This window comes from Burkholderia sp. BCC1985 (assembly GCF_905339915.1).
Classification (GTDB): Bacteria; Pseudomonadota; Gammaproteobacteria; order Burkholderiales; family Burkholderiaceae; genus Burkholderia.
Map to the genome: position 1 here is coordinate 63,378 of NZ_CAJPGY010000034.1, position 14,589 is coordinate 77,966.

Below are 14,589 nucleotides of genomic sequence, written 5' to 3' on the forward strand. Positions count from 1 at the left end.
GTGTTGCAACCTGACACACCGGTGTGACAGTCGCGGCTTCCGTCAGGGTTCGTCCGGCTCCAGCGCATCCGGCCCGGCGGCCGGCATCTTGCGGTAGATCGTGTTGCGCGACACGCCGAGCGCGCGTGCGGCGGCGGACACGTTGCCGCCATGACGCGCGAGCGCGGCCGCGATCGCGGATGCGGCGACGTCCTGCAACCGCGCATCACCGGCCGCGGTCGCGAACGCGGGCGCATCCGCTGCGAGCTGCTGCGGCGGCGCAGCGGCGCCCTGCGCCGCCGCGCCACAGTCGCGCCGCACGTCGTCGAAGAAGTCGTCCGGCAAATGCTCGCAGCGGATCTCGCAGTCGTCGTCGACCATCGCGGCCGCGGTGCGCAGCAGGTTCGCGAGCTGCCGGAAGTTGCCCGGCCACGCGCAACGCTCGAACAGCGCCATCACGTCGGGCGCGACGCTCAACGGCCGGCGGCCGGGCCCCGACAGCGTCTCCCGCTGCAGCATCTTCTGGACGACCACCGCGAGGTCCGTGCGGTCGCGCAGCGGCGGCAGCCGCACGACGAGGCCGTTGAGCCGGTAGTACAGGTCCTCGCGGAAGCGGTTCTGCGCGATCATCTCGCGCAGGTCGCGGTGGGTCGCGCAGATGATCGCGATGTCGACGCCGATCGCCTTCGTCGAGCCGAGCGGATTGACGATGCGCTCCTGCAGCACGCGCAGCAGCCGCACCTGCAGCGGATACGGCATGTCGCCGATTTCGTCGAGAAACAGCGTGCCGCCGTTAGCCTGCAGCAGCTTGCCGGTCGCGCCCTTGCGGCGGGCGCCGGTAAACGCGCCCTCCTCATAGCCGAACAGCTCGGATTCGATCAGCGTCTCCGGAATCGACGCGCAGTTGACGGCGACGAACGGCCCGTCGCGGCGCGGCGAGTCGTTGTGGATCGCCTGCGCGAGCAGTTCCTTGCCGGTGCCGGTTTCGCCGGTGATCAGCACCGGAATGTCCTTGCCGATCACCTTGCGGACCTTCGCGATCACCGCCGCGACCTGCGGATCGCCGGTGTCGAGATAGCTGAGGCGCGACAGGCTCGCCGCGCCCTGCGCGGCAGGCGGCCGCGCGGCGGGCGCTGTGCCGTCGTGCACCTCGGCGGGCCGGCTGCCCTCGGCCCGCAACGCGCGCCGGAACTGCACGCGCGCGCAGACCACCGCGCCGTTGCCGAGGTTCAGCGACACGTGCGGCTCGGTGCTCGCGCGCATCCGGTCGATCAGTTGCGCGCTCGTCACGTCGAACAGCGACGCGAGCGTATGCGCGCGCAGCGCGGCAAGCGGCATCCCGAGCTGGAACTGCGCGCTGCGGTTGGCCGACAGGAAGCGGCCGTCCGCGGTGAACGCGACGATCCCTTCCATCAGCGTGCCGAGGAATTCGGGGCGGCCGTGGAACGACACCTGCAGCGTCTCCTGGAAGGTCGTCGTGAACAGGTGGTTCTCGATCATCTGCACCGACATCTTCGCGAGCGCCATCGTGTGCTGGTGATAGCTGCGGTGGTCACCCGTCACGTCGAGCACGCCGATCGCGTCGCCGTACGGATCGAGAATCGGCACGCTCGAGCAGGTCAGGAAATGGTTCGCGGCCAGGAAGTGCTGGTCGCCGTGCACGACCATCGGACACAGCTCCGCGAGCGCGGTGCCGATCGCGTTGGTGCCCTGCCGGTTCTCGGCCCAGTTCGCGCCGGGGCGCAGCGCGACCCGCTCCGCGCGCCGCAGGAAGTCGTCGTCGCCGATCGAATGCAGGATCAGCCCTTCCGCATCGGTCAGCACGATCATGCTCTGCGTATTGACGATCTGCTCGTGCAGCGTCTCCATCACGGGCATCGCATGCACGCACAGCACGCGGTTCTGCTCGCGCTTGAGCGCCAGCGCGGCGCCGGACAGCAGGTCGTAGTCGGGACGTGCCGATGCCTGCAGGCCGAACGTCTCGGACCGCTCATGGGACTTCTGGATCGTCGGCGTCGGCCAGCCGGGCGCATGCGTGGCCCGTGCGTTGGCCGTCGGATGAACGTCATCGCGCATTGTCTCCTCCGGGGATCCTTCCGGTCGTGCCGGACTCTTTGCCCTTGATGCAAGCAAACATCGGGCCACGACGGGATGCGCGCACGATCTGGTTTCGTTGCATCGCCGCGCCGACCGAAATTGAAAGGGAAATGAAATGACGGCACTGGCTTGCCGTCGATGCGGCGTCCCGAGCGCGTGATCGACGTGATAACGTGAAACGCACGCGTGCCGCCACCCGGACGAATCCCTATCTTCATCGCCTGCGCGAATCTGGCTTCATACGGGTCGAGCGCGGCCGCATCGCGCGATTGCCTTTCCCTCTCCGTCTATACCCGGCCGACATGTCGCCATCACGCAGCCAACGCTCCGCCCTCCCCGTGCGCCGCCTGTCCCGCGATGCATGCACGATCGCGTGGACTGAAGCCGGCAATCCGCGCGGCGCTCCGGTCGTCGTGCTGCACGGCGGGCCCGGCAGCGGCAGCCGGCCGGCCGTGCTGCGCCTGTTCGACCTGACGCGCACGCGCGTCGTGCTGGTCGACCAGCGCGGCGCGGGTGCATCGACGCCGCGCGGCGGCCTGCGTCACAACGACACGATGCAACTGATCGGCGATCTCGACGCGCTGCGCGCGCGGCTCGGCATCGCACGCTGGGGCGTCGTCGGCGGGTCGTGGGGCGCGGCGCTCGCGCTCGCCTACGCGGGACGGCATCCGTCGCGCGTCACCGGCGTCGTGCTGCGCGGGTTGTTCCTCACGTCGTCGCGCGAAGTGCGCGGCCTGTTCGTCGGTGCACGCGCACGCGCGCCGCGAGCCTGGCAGCGCCTGACGGCCGCCGCCGGCACCGCGCGCGCCGATCGCCTGATCGCCTGCTGCGCGCGGCGTCTCCAGCCGGGCGCCGGCGCGGCGCGGCAGCGCGCGGTCGCGCTCGCATGGAACGCGTATGAAGACGCGATCCTGACCGGGCGGCCGGCGCGCGGCGCGCGGCCGACGCAAGCCGCGATCGACCGGCTGGTCGACAAGTACCGGATCCAGGCGCACTACCTGCAACGCCATTGCTGGCTCGGCGAACGCCGCTTGCTGGCGCTCGCCCGGCAGGCCGCGCAAGGCGGCGTGCCGATACATGCAGTGCACGGCACGCGCGACCGCGTGTGCCCGGTCGGCAACGTCGCTCGACTCGCGCGCGCGGTGCCGGCCGCCATCGTCGAGCGCGTGCCGGCCGGGCATCTCGCGAGCGACGCTGCGCTCGCGCGTGGCGTCGCCCGCGCGGTACGCAAGATGCTCGACGTCACGGCGGCAGCCGCACCACAACACGCCGAGCCGCCCGTTCAGTCCCACGCATAGCGCGCGCCGACCCATGCGCCGCGCGGCGCGCCCGGCCCGACGAACTGTTCGTTGACGGCATTGAACCCGTCGAACGAATGGTTCGGACCATTGAAGAAGTTCCGGCCGAGCATCCCGAAGCTCGCATAGCGCTTGTCGAGCAGGTTGGTGACCGACGCGAACAGTTGCAGCTGCTTCGTGACCTGCCAGGTCGTGTCGAGGTCGATGAGGAAATAGCCGGGCACCTTGCCGTTCACGTCCTGGTTGTTCTCGTCGCCGCGCGCGAACACGCCGCTGCGATACGTGATGCGGGTGCCGACGGTCCACTTCGGCGTCGCCGCATAGTCGAGCCGCAGCTTCACGGTGCTCGACGGAATCCCGGGAATGCGGTCGCCGGAGCGGACGACGATGTTGCCGTGCGCATCGGCGCCCGAATTGCTCGCGCTGCTTTCGGTCCACGTCGTGCGGTAGCTGGCGTCGACATAGCTGTAGCTGACGCCGATGCCGAGAGGCCCGAGCCGCGTGTGGCCCGCGAGTTCGAAGCCTTGCCGGCGCGTCTTGCCGACGTTCTGGAAATAACCGAGCGTGCTCGCGCCGCCGTTGCTGCTGATGAACTGGATGTCGTCGTCGAGCGTCGTGCGGTAGACGGCCGCGCTCCACGTCGTCGCCTGGCCCACCCGGCCGCGCGCGCCCAGCTCGATCGTCTTCGCGATCACGGGCTTCAGTGCCGGATCGGCGAGAAAGTCGTTCGGCAACGAGCACGGTGCGGCCGGATCGGCGCACGCGAGCTCGATCGCGGTCGGCGAGCGCATCCCTTCGTTGTACGTCGCATACGCGGTGAAGCCCGGCGCCGGATTCCACGTGACGCCGACGGCCGGATTGAACCGCGCGAACGTATGGCGCGCGGTCAGCCGCGGCTGCAGGCCGCTCACGTCCTCGATCGCCGCGCGCGACACGTTGTAGCGCCCGGCCAGCGTCAGCGACCATTGCCGCGTCAGCGCGAGCGTGTCGTCGAAGTAGACGCCGTAGTTCGCGTTGCGCGTCTTCGCGCGCGTCGTCTGCGTGAAGTCGCCGATGCCGACCGTCGCGCGCGTCGCCGTGAACATCGCATCCTGCGACGATTGCTCGAACCCCGAGTTCGCGAGATCGGCGGATGCGCCCGCCACGAACTGGTTGTCCATGCCGGCGAGCTTGCCGAGCAGCGTCAGCTGCAGGTTCGCGCCGTAGCTGTCGGTCGCGATCACCGAGCGGGCGTTGGCTGCCTGCACGGTGTCGGTGGCGCCGCTGCCGTCGACGCTGCCGAAATCGTCGTTCACGTTGCTGCTGATGTTGGTGTTGCGATAGTGCCGGTAATAGACGTTGCCGCTCAGCTGCACGTGGTCGCCGAACGAATGGTCGCCCGCCACGGTGACGTACGCGGCGCTGTTGCGGTTCAGGTCGGGATAGGTGTAGGCCTGCGCGCGATTGTCGAGAAACGTGCGCGGAATCGTCTGCGAGCCCTGCAGCGCGTTGTCCGCGCCGCCGGCCGAGATCGACAGCGTCGTATCGGCGTCCGTGTAGCGCAGCTTGCCGAAGCCCTGCCGCACGCGGCTCGCGTTGTGATCGGCCCAGCCGTTGTCGTTCGCGACGTTGCCCGTCACGTAATAGTCGAGGTGGCTGCCGATGCGCCCGCCCTGCTCGATCTGCGCGGTCTTGCGTCCCCACGATCCGATCGATACCTGCGCGGCGCCGCCCGGGCTCGTCCTGCCGTTCTTCGTCGTGATCGCGAGCGCGCCGCCGAGCGTGTTGAGGCCGTAGGTCGGATTGGAACCGGGGATCAGCTGCATCGTGTCGATCGCCGCCTGCGGGATCAGATCCCAGTTCACGACGTCGCCGAACGGCTCGTTGACGCGCACGCCGTCGACGAATACCGACAGCCCCTGCGGCGTGCCGACGACCGGCGACGCGGTGAAGCCGCGGTAGTTCACATCCGTCTGGTACGGATTGCCCTGTGCCTCGTTGATGTCGACGCTCGAGACGTTCTTCTCGAAGTAGTCGGTCAGCACGCTGTCGTGCTGGCGCGCGAGGTCCTCGCCGCGAATCGTCTGCACGTTGGCCGGCACGCGCGAGAGCGGCGTGCCGATCCCGAGCAGCGGCGTCGTGCCGACGACGACGATCGGCGCGAGCGTCGGCGCATCGGCGTTGCCGGCCGGTTCGACCTGCGCCGACGCGGGCGCGAGCCAGCCGCCGAGCATGCCGCCGAAGCACAGCGTCACGCCCGCGCGCCGTGCGGCGAAGCGGCGCTTCGCCCCATCGGTTTCCTTCATCTCCACGTCTCCTCTTTTCTTGTCGTCGCGTCGTTATATCGTTGTCCGTATCGATGGGTCGGCGCTCATCTCCGCCGCCCTCGTTCGCTTCATGGCGCCGGCCCGGCAGCGCCGTCCGCCGTCGCGATCGCGACATGCGCGACACGCGCGCGTCCGATCGACGCGATGACGCCGGCCACGGTGCCGAACGGCTCGTTGCGGTCCGCGTGCAGGCTCACGCTCGTCTGCGGGTCGTGCGCGACGCGGCGTGCCAGCACCGCTTCGACCTCGGCCGGCGCGGCCGGCGCGCCGTCGATCCGGATCGCGCCGTGCGCGTCGACGGTCACGGTGACGGTCGACGCACGCGGGTCGCGCGCGGGCGCGGCTGCCTTCGGCAGGTCGACGCGGATCGCATGCGTCATCAGCGGCGCCGCGACCATGAAGATCACCAGCAACACGAGGACGACGTCCACGAGCGGCGTCACGTTGATCTCGCCGAGCGGTTCGCCCGCGTCGGCTTCGCGCTCGTCCGTCCTCATACGGCCGCCCGGCGCACGTCCGCACTGTTTGCTGCCGGCAGCGCGGCATGCACCGGCGCGTCGATCCGGAAGCGGCGCTGTTCGGCCAGCGCGATCAGGTCCTGCCCGAACTCGTCGAGCCCGGCCGTCACGGTCTTGAGCTGCCGCAGGAACAGGTTGTAAGCCAGCACCGCCGGAATCGCGACGCCGATCCCGATCCCGGTCGCGACCAGCGCCTGGCCGATCGGCCCCGCGATCGCATCGATGCCGTTCGTGGCCGACGCCGTCATCGACTGCAACGTGTGGACGATGCCGAACACGGTGCCGAACAGCCCGACGAACGGCGCGACGTTCGCAATCGACGCGAGCACCGTGAGCCCGCGCTCGAGCGGCCGCCGTTCGCGCCGGATCGCGCGCGCGAGCGTGCGTTCGAGCAGGTCGCGGCGGTCCCACGCAACCAATGTGGCCGGGGCGTGCGGCTCGGGTGCGTCGAGATCGCGCAATGCGGCGCACACGGCGCGCTGCAGGCGTGCGTTCGGGCTGGCGGCCGCCTCGTCGTCCGTCGGCATCGACAGTGCCGCCTGATCGTCGCGGCCCGCGGCAAAGCGGCGGTTGCCGAGCGCGACGCGCGCATACAGCAGCGCCTTGACGACGATCAGCGTCCAGGTGAGCGCCGACAGCCCCGCAAGAAGCGCAAACGCGCCGACAACCGCGTAGTGTATGTAGTCAGGCATGAAGGACTCCCTAGTTTCCGAGTTTGAACACGACCGGCACCCTGACCCAGCCGTCGATCGATTCCGTGCCGCGCTTCGCCGGCACGAAGCGCCAGTCCGTGACCGCCGCGACGGCCGCCTCGTCGAGCGCGTCGTGTCCGCTGCTCGCCGACAGCAGGACCTGGTCGGGCCGGCCGCTTGCGAGCACATGCACGTTCAGGAACGCGGTGCCTTCCCAGCCGCGCCGCTGCGCGACGTCCGGATAGTCGGGCGCGGGATTGCGCAGGTACGCAGCCGCGAACCGCGGTGCGGTGACGGGTTCGGGCGCGGTTGCCGATGGTGCGGCGGGCGCCGCGTGCGCAGCCACCGTCGCGGTATCGGCCGATGCGTGTGCGGCGGCCGGCGACGCCGGTTCCGGTACCGGCCCGGCTCGCTGCAATTCACCGTCCGGCCGCGCCACGGCGGTTGCGGCCGGGGGCTGGCGCGAAGGACTTGTGCGATCGACCCGACGCGGCACCGTCGGGTTCGGCCGAATCTCCCGAGGCATGACCGTTTCGCGGCGCGCATGCGAAGGCCTGTGCACGGGGGGAACCGGTGTTGCGCTATCCGTACGGCGCTGCTCGCCCGGTTCGGCCACCCGCGCAGATTCGCTCGCGTCCACTTCGACGGCGAGCGCACGGGCTAGCGTCGGGCGGGCAGCTGGCACCCACGCATGCCACAGCGCGACCGTGATGGCCGCATGGACGGCGAATACCGCCAGCGCGACCGCGTGCAGCGGTTCGCGTGCGCGCGCGGCCTGCGACACCGCACTCGTCGCCGCGTCCGCGCCGACCGGCGCGATGCCGTATGCGAGCGCGACCACGCGGCGGCGGTCGGACCTGCGGTCGGCATCGAACGGAATCGGGACGGGCATCGCGGTTTCTCGCTGCGCGGAATCGTTGCCGGTTCGAACGGCAAGAAGCATGCCGATGCCCGCATCGCCCGGCCGGCGCAGGTTGAAGCCGCCACGCGTCGAGATGCAACCGCCGACCTGTTGCAGTTCGTGCCACCGCTGTTGCACCTGTGTCAATTTGGATCAACGGTACGGCGCTCGCGCAGTCGTATGCGCGATCGTCGTTCGGATCGGGCGCGCCGCCGCAGGCGTGCGGTCCGTTGCATGCATGCGTCGCACCGGGTAACGGCGCGCCATCGACTCACACAGTCGACGACGATCGCCGCCCCTGCGCCGCACCGTCATTCATTCAGGCATGCCCTCGCGCATGACCGCCGCGATTGGCCGTGCGCCGCGTATCGCATGCGCACTGCTCCCGTCCGCTCACGGCGTTGTCATGTTTCGCAACACTCGGCCCGCGGCTGTCCCCGAACGCAACACCCGCGGATCACCCGCGCCGCGCCGCCCGCGTCGCCGCAACGCGCGCAATCGGCCGCTGCGCCTTGCGCGGCAAGGCGCGCGCCGCAGTGGCATGCGATTTGCGTGACTGGCTGCGCACTGGACCCGGATCCCCACCCTGCCGGCCCGGCCATGTGTTGGCCGCGGTGCGACCACAATGACTCAGGAGACAACCATGAAAAAACTCTCGGCTTCGACGAGCCGACTGGCAACGATCGGCATCGCGGCGGCGGCGGCGATCGCCTTGAATCCCGGCCTGGTGGACGCTGCCGCGGATTATCCGGCCGTCACGTACCAGCGGCTCACGGATGCGCAACGCGATCCGGGCTGGCTCACCTACTACCGCACGTACAGCGGCCAGGCGCATTCGCCGCTCAAGCAGATCGACGCGTCGAACGTGAAGCAGCTCACGCAGGCGTGGAGCTACAAGTTTCCGGCCGAGCTGAAGCAGGGTTTCGAGGCCACGCCGATCGTCAACGGCCGCTACCTGTTCGTGACCACGCCGAAGGACAACGTGTACGCGTTCGACGCGGCCACCGGCGCGCAGCTGTGGAAATACGAACCGAAGCTCGGCGCGGAATCGTTCAAGACGGCCTGCTGCGACGTCGTGAACCGCGGCGTCGCGCTGTACGGCAAGAACGTCTACGTCGCGATGCTGAGCGGCGAGGTGGCCGCGCTCGACGCCCAGACCGGCGCGCTCGTGTGGAAGAAGCAGATGTTCGAACCGGGGCTCGGCTACGCGTTCTCGCTCGCCCCGCTCGCGCTCGACGGCGCGATCGTGGTCGGCAGCTCGGGCGGCGAATACGGCGCGCGCGGCTTCATCGCGGCGCTCAGCCCGAACGACGGCACGCTGCTGTGGAAGCGCTTCACGATCCCCGGCCAGGGCGAGAAGCACGCCGATACCTGGCCCGACGGCATGCAGGCGCACGGCGGCGCACCGGCCTGGCTGACCGGCACCTACGACGCGGCGACGCGCACGCTGTACTGGGGCGTCGGCAACCCGGGGCCGTGGCTCGCGGACCTGCGGCCGGGCGACAACCTGTACTCCGATTCGCTGCTCGCGCTGGATCCGAAGAACGGCGACCTCAAGTGGCACTACCAGTACACGAAGCACGACACCTGGGACTACGACGGCGTCAACACGCCGGTGCTCGCGACGATCAAGTACAAGGGCAAGGAACACGACGCGATCGTCCATGCCGACCGCAACGGCTACTTCCATGCGATCGACCGCGACACCGGCAAGCTGATCTATGCGGAGCCGTTCGTGAAGGCGACGTCGGTCACCGGCTACACGGAAGACGGCGCGCCGATCCAGGATCCCGCGAAGTATCCGAAGGTCGGCACGACGATCGACACGTGCCCGAGCTTCCTCGGCGGCAAGAACTGGTGGTCGATGTCGTACGACCCCGTGCGCCATCTCGCGATCGTCCCGGCGCTGCATGCGTGCATGAGCCTGTCGGGCAAGTCGGTCAACTACATGGAAGGGCTGCCGTATCTTGGCGAAGGCTTCGAGATCAAGCCGGAGCCGGGCAGCGAAGGCTACGGCGAACTCCAGGCGATCGACGTGAACACCGGCAAGAAGGTGTGGAGCCACTGGAGCAAGCTGCCGTGGAACGGCGGCGTCGCGACGACCGCGAGCGGCCTCGCGTTCAGCGGCTCGCTCGACGGCCACCTGTACGCGTTCGACGTGTCGACCGGCAAGGTGCTGTGGGAGAGCCCGAAGCTCGCGAGCGGGATCATCGCGCAGCCTTCCGTCTTCGAAGTCGACGGCAAGGAGTACGTAGCAGTGCTCGCCGGCTACGGCGGCGCCAACCCGATCTGGGGCGGCCCGATGGCCAAGGCGGCGGACGACGTGCCGCGCGGCGGCACGCTGTACGTGTTCGCCCTCGACCGCGGCTGATCGACGTCAGTTCAACCGCATCGCACCCGCGCCGCCGGCGCGGGTGCCGCCTCCCTTCTCCTTTTCAACCGAGCGTACGATCATGAACCTCCGACTTTCCCGCCTCGCCGTGGCCAGTGCGCTCGCGGCAGGCACGGCGCTGACCCCGGTGCCGTCCACGGCCGCGACGGCGGTACGCGTCTGCTCGCTGCCCGGCACGCCGACGGCCGCGCTCGACAAGGCCGTCGCCCGCGAGGTGTTCCGCACGGCCGGCATCGTCGCCAGCTTTTCCGCACACGACGCGGGCGGCAGCGACGACGACGGCGTATCCGCGCACGAACTCGCCGGCATCCTCGAACACGATTGCGACGTGCTCGCCGGCTTCCCGCGCTCGGCCATCGCCGACGCATCCGACACGAAGCTGCTGTTCTCGCAGGGCTACCTGCGCTCGGGCTACGTGAGCGTCACGCGCCGCGACGCCGGCACGCCGGCGGCCGGCCGGGAAATCGTCGCGGCCACCTACGCGAGCCCCGCGCAACTGATCGCGGTTCAGCAGAAGAACGCGCGCTTCGATCTCGAGAACACGTCCGAGCAAACGATCGACGCGCTCGCCCGCGGCCGCGCGCATCGCGCGATCGTCTGGTATCCGGCGGTCGTCGCGTACCAGGCCGCGCATCCGAAACAGGCGTTCCGCATCGGCGCGACCTCGTCGCCGTATGCGGAGTGGCAGCTCACGTTCGCGTTCGCGCCGCGCTCGGCCGCGTTGCAGCAGCGGATCGACGCGGCACTCACGCAGATGAAGGACAACGGTCGGCTCGCCGCGCTGACCCGCAAGTGGGCACTGCCCGGCAGCGCGCTCGAAGCGCACGAGTCGCGCACGCCGTCGCGTTTCCTCGACGGCGCGACGGCGAGCGCAGGCCGCGCGCCCGGTAGCCTGCTGCGCGCGCGCAACGTGAGCGCAGGCGGCTTCATCCGCGTCGCCGCGAGCAGCGGCGACGCCGCGCCGACGTTCGACGCGGCCCAGGTCGCACACGGCAAGGAAATCTACGGCAATGCGTGCGCGAAGTGCCACGGCGCCGACCTCGAAGGCAACACCGCGCCCGCGCTGAGCGGCCCGTCGTTCGCGCCGCTGTCGCATTCGCACCTGACGATCGGCGGCGTGTTCGGCTACATGGCGACCAACATGCCGGCGGACCAGCCCGGCAAGCTGAAGGACGAAGACTACGCGGACCTGATGGCCTTCCTGCTCGCGTCGAACGGCTATGCCGCCGGCAAGAGCAAGTTGACAGCGGACACCGCCCACGCGTCGAGCGCGCCGCTCATCGCCGGTCCCGCCGCGCACAAGGACGCGAGCCAGTAACACGGGGCAAGCGGCTCCGCCACGCGATGCGGGCCGCGCCCTTCCCCACGATTTCATCTTCACCAGGAAACGACCGTGACGTACCCGACCTCCCGCAGAACCTTCATCATCCATACCATCGGCCTGTGCGCGACGCTCGCCGCCGCACGCACGGCACTCGCGGCACCGCCGCTCGTCGACGAGAACGACGCCGCCGCGAAGACGCTCGGCTATCGTGCGCATGCGTCCAGCGTCGACGCCGCGCAGTTCCCGAAATACCAGGCCGGCCAGCGCTGCGTGAACTGCCGCTTCTACAAGGGCGAAGCGGCGGATGCCGCCGGCACGTGTCCGATGTTCGGCGGCAAGCTGGTCGCGGCGGACGGCTGGTGCAACGTGTATGCGAAGCGCGCGTGACGCGTCGCGCGACGGGATGCCGGCGCGGCACGCACCGGCGCCCGCGGCCGGCATCGACGACGGCGCGCCGCCGCACGCCGTCGCGCATCTGCACGCGCTGATCGCGACCGGCCTGTCGCGCGGCTTCGTCACGCGCGGCGACATCATTGACGCGCTGCCCGACGACGATGCGGGCGACGGCGGCATCGATGCGGCCGCCGCGGTGCTCGCCGAACTCGGCATCGCGGTGTGCGACAGCGCCGATACCGCGAGCGGCTGGACGCTCGACCGCTACTTCCGACCCGCGCCGCCCGCGCGCGCATGGGCCGACGGCGCCGGCACGCTCTCCGCGGCCGACCTGCTCGCGCCGCGCACGACCGACCCGGTCCGGCTGTACCTGCGCGAGATGGGCACGACACCGCTCCTCACGCGCGACGAGGAATTCGCGTACGCGCAGCGCATCGAGCGCGGCCGCGCGGCGGCGGTCGCGGTGCTGTGCGGCGATCCCGATGCACTCGACGCGCTGGTGTCGATCCGCACCGAGATCGCTGAATGCCGGACCGCCGCATCGACCTACGTGATCTTTCTCGCCGACGGGCCGCGCGACGATCGACCTGCGGACAGAGTCGACGCGGACGCTTCGTCCGCTTCCACCGGCGAACCCGCACGCGACGACGCGACGCCACCGGAGGATTCGGCCTGGCGCAACGCCGTGGTGGCACGGCTCGCCCGCATCGACGCGCTCGCCGGCGGCATGCGCGCGGCGCTGCTATCGGGCGGCACCGCTTCCGCCGCGTATCGCGCGCAAGTCCGCGACGTCGCGGCGCTGCTCGGCACGGTGAGCCTGTCCGCCCGCGCACTCGAACGGATGAGCGAACCGTTGCGCAAGCGCGCATGCCGGCAGCGCGCGCTGCGGGGCCGGCTCGCGCGGATGCTGGCCGACGTGGGCGTCCCACCGTCGTTTGCGCGGTCGACCGACGACGACCACGCGGGCTGGCTCGCGTCGTGCATCGCCGCCCATCCGGCCTGCGGGCCGACGCTGACGAGGCGCGCGGCCGAGTTCGTCGATGCACGCGCCGCGATCGTGCGCGATGCCCCGACGTCGGCGCTGCCGCCCGGCGCGACCGCGTCGCTCGATGCGCGGCTCGCTGCGATCGAGCGCGCGATGCAGCCGGCGAGGACGGGCCTGTTCGACGCGAACCTCCGGCTCGTCGTGTCGATCGCGAAGCGCTATCCCGATCGCGGGCTGCCGTTCGCCGACCTGATCCAGGAAGGCAACATCGGCCTGTTGAAGGCGATCGAGCGCTACGACTACCGGCGCGGTTTCCGCTTCTCGACCTACGCGACCTGGTGGATCCGGCAGGCGATCACGCATGCGCTCGCCGACCTCGGCCGCACGATCCGCGTGCCGACGCATACGGTCGACGCGCTGAACAAGCTGACGCGGCTCGCGCGCGAGCATCGGCAACGCGTGGGCACGACCGCGACGCCGGCCGAACTGGCCGTCCACATGGGCGAGCCGGTCGACAAGGTGCGCGACCTGATGGCGATCGTGAAGGAGCCGGTGTCGGCGGACTTGCCGGTCTCGCCGGAAGGCGACATGACGTTCGCCGACGTCGCGCCGGACCTGTCGTCGCCGTCGCCCGAAGACGCGGCCGGCGCCGCCCAGTTGCGCCATACGATCGCTGCCGCGATCGACCGGCTGCCGCCGCGCGAGGCGACGGTCCTGCGGTTGCGCTACGGACTGCACGCGGACGAAGGCTGCTCGCTGCGCGACATCGGCCGCCAGTTGAACCTGTCCGCCGAACGCGTGCGGCAGATCGAGGCGTCGGCGCTCGCGCGGCTTCGCGCATCCGACGCGCTCGGCGTGCTCCGGTCGTTCATCGCGTAGCACGACGTCCGGCCAGCGGCGTGCACGCCGCGCATCGTGTGTCGTGTTGACGCCTGCAACACCCGCTGCTGCATTTCGACGCAACGCACAGGCCGGCAAGTGCACCGAGTGCCTGGTCTTTTTATGCTTTGCACTGCATATCGATCTGCGTGAACCGCACTGCAACGCGCACGCACGCCGCTGCGGCCGAATACCCGCGCGACTGGCATGCAAGTTGCGTTTCAACAGTCAGGCCGCACACCAACGATTTCCACGGAGAACACCTTGACTGCCCTCGTATCGATCCTGCAGGAACACCGAATCTTCGAACCGTCGGCCGACGCGCGCGAGCGCGCCAACATCTCCGGCATGCCGGCCTACCGCGCACTGGCCGCCGAGGCCGAGCAGGATTACGAAGGCTTCTGGGCGCGTCTCGCGCGCGAGGGCCTCAGCTGGCACAAGCCGTTCACGAAGGTGCTCGACGAGAGCGACGCGCCGTTCTACAAATGGTTCGACGACGGCGAACTCAACGCGTCGTACAACTGCCTCGACCGCCACGTCGAAGCCGGCAACGGCGAGCGTGTCGCCGTGATCTTCGAGGCCGACGACGGCACCGTCACGCGCGTCACCTATGCCGAGCTGCTGGCACGCGTGTCGCGCTTCGCGAACGCACTGAAGAAACGCGGGATCGGCAAGGGCGATCGCGTCATCATCTATATTCCGATGTCGATCGAAGGCATCGTCGCGATGCAGGCCTGCGCGCGCATCGGCGCCACGCACTCGGTCGTGTTCGGCGGCTTCTCCGCGAAATCGCTCAACGAGCGGCTCGTCGACGTCGGCGCCGTC

11 protein-coding genes are annotated in these 14,589 nt (G+C 70.0%); 6 read left to right on the plus strand and 5 right to left on the minus strand.

Going from position 1 to position 14,589, the window contains the following annotated elements; genetic code table 11:
- Positions 1-42 precede the first annotated feature (42 nt).
- Positions 43-2,055 (minus strand): sigma-54-dependent Fis family transcriptional regulator, encoded by a 2,013-nt coding sequence (locus tag U4Z31_RS27700; protein WP_321811990.1) that lies wholly within the window; start codon positions 2,053-2,055, stop codon positions 43-45.
- A 323-nt stretch (positions 2,056-2,378) separates the two neighbouring features.
- Here U4Z31_RS27700 and U4Z31_RS27705 point away from each other — a divergent pair, with 323 nt between their 5' ends.
- Positions 2,379-3,374 carry an alpha/beta fold hydrolase gene (locus U4Z31_RS27705; protein WP_321811991.1) on the plus strand — a complete coding sequence of 332 codons (996 nt, stop codon included), beginning with the start codon at positions 2,379-2,381 and terminating at the stop codon, positions 3,372-3,374.
- On the opposite strand, the gene U4Z31_RS27710 is transcribed toward U4Z31_RS27705, so the two are convergent.
- The 4 genes from U4Z31_RS27710 to U4Z31_RS27725 form a co-directional block, all read right to left on the minus strand.
- Positions 3,359-5,659: a TonB-dependent receptor gene (locus U4Z31_RS27710; RefSeq protein ID WP_321811992.1), complete on the minus strand. Its 2,301-nt coding sequence runs from the start codon at positions 5,657-5,659 to the stop codon at positions 3,359-3,361. The genes U4Z31_RS27705 and U4Z31_RS27710 overlap by 16 nt on opposite strands.
- Positions 5,660-5,748: 89 nt before the next feature.
- Entirely contained in the window at positions 5,749-6,177 is a 429-nt protein-coding gene (locus tag U4Z31_RS27715) for a biopolymer transporter ExbD (RefSeq protein ID WP_321811993.1), read from the minus strand.
- Positions 6,174-6,890, minus strand: coding sequence for a MotA/TolQ/ExbB proton channel family protein (locus U4Z31_RS27720; RefSeq protein ID WP_321811994.1), 717 nt, complete (start codon positions 6,888-6,890; stop codon positions 6,174-6,176). The genes U4Z31_RS27715 and U4Z31_RS27720 overlap by 4 nt, the downstream gene beginning before the upstream one ends.
- Positions 6,891-6,900: 10 nt before the next feature.
- Positions 6,901-7,929 (minus strand): TonB family protein, encoded by a 1,029-nt coding sequence (locus U4Z31_RS27725; RefSeq protein ID WP_321812000.1) that lies wholly within the window; start codon positions 7,927-7,929, stop codon positions 6,901-6,903.
- 505 nt (positions 7,930-8,434) lie between these two features.
- On the opposite strand from U4Z31_RS27725, the gene U4Z31_RS27730 reads away from it, so the two are divergent.
- The 5 genes from U4Z31_RS27730 to U4Z31_RS27750 all read left to right on the plus strand — a co-directional run.
- A complete protein-coding gene (locus U4Z31_RS27730; protein WP_044849070.1) occupies positions 8,435-10,162 on the plus strand; it encodes a methanol/ethanol family PQQ-dependent dehydrogenase in 1,728 nt (575 codons plus the stop codon).
- A gap of 82 nt (positions 10,163-10,244) precedes the next feature.
- Positions 10,245-11,501, plus strand: a complete 1,257-nt coding sequence (locus tag U4Z31_RS27735) for a c-type cytochrome (RefSeq protein ID WP_321811995.1) — start codon at positions 10,245-10,247, stop codon at positions 11,499-11,501.
- Positions 11,502-11,576: 75 nt separating this feature from the next.
- Positions 11,577-11,894: a high-potential iron-sulfur protein gene (locus U4Z31_RS27740; protein ID WP_321803630.1), complete on the plus strand. Its 318-nt coding sequence runs from the start codon at positions 11,577-11,579 to the stop codon at positions 11,892-11,894.
- A 16-nt stretch (positions 11,895-11,910) separates the two neighbouring features.
- Positions 11,911-13,764 carry a sigma-70 family RNA polymerase sigma factor gene (locus U4Z31_RS27745; protein ID WP_321812001.1) on the plus strand — a complete coding sequence of 618 codons (1,854 nt, stop codon included), beginning with the start codon at positions 11,911-11,913 and terminating at the stop codon, positions 13,762-13,764.
- A 207-nt stretch (positions 13,765-13,971) separates the two neighbouring features.
- Positions 13,972-14,589, plus strand: a 618-nt coding sequence (locus U4Z31_RS27750; RefSeq protein WP_415750306.1) for an acetyl-coenzyme A synthetase N-terminal domain-containing protein, incomplete at its 3' end; no start/stop codon positions are given.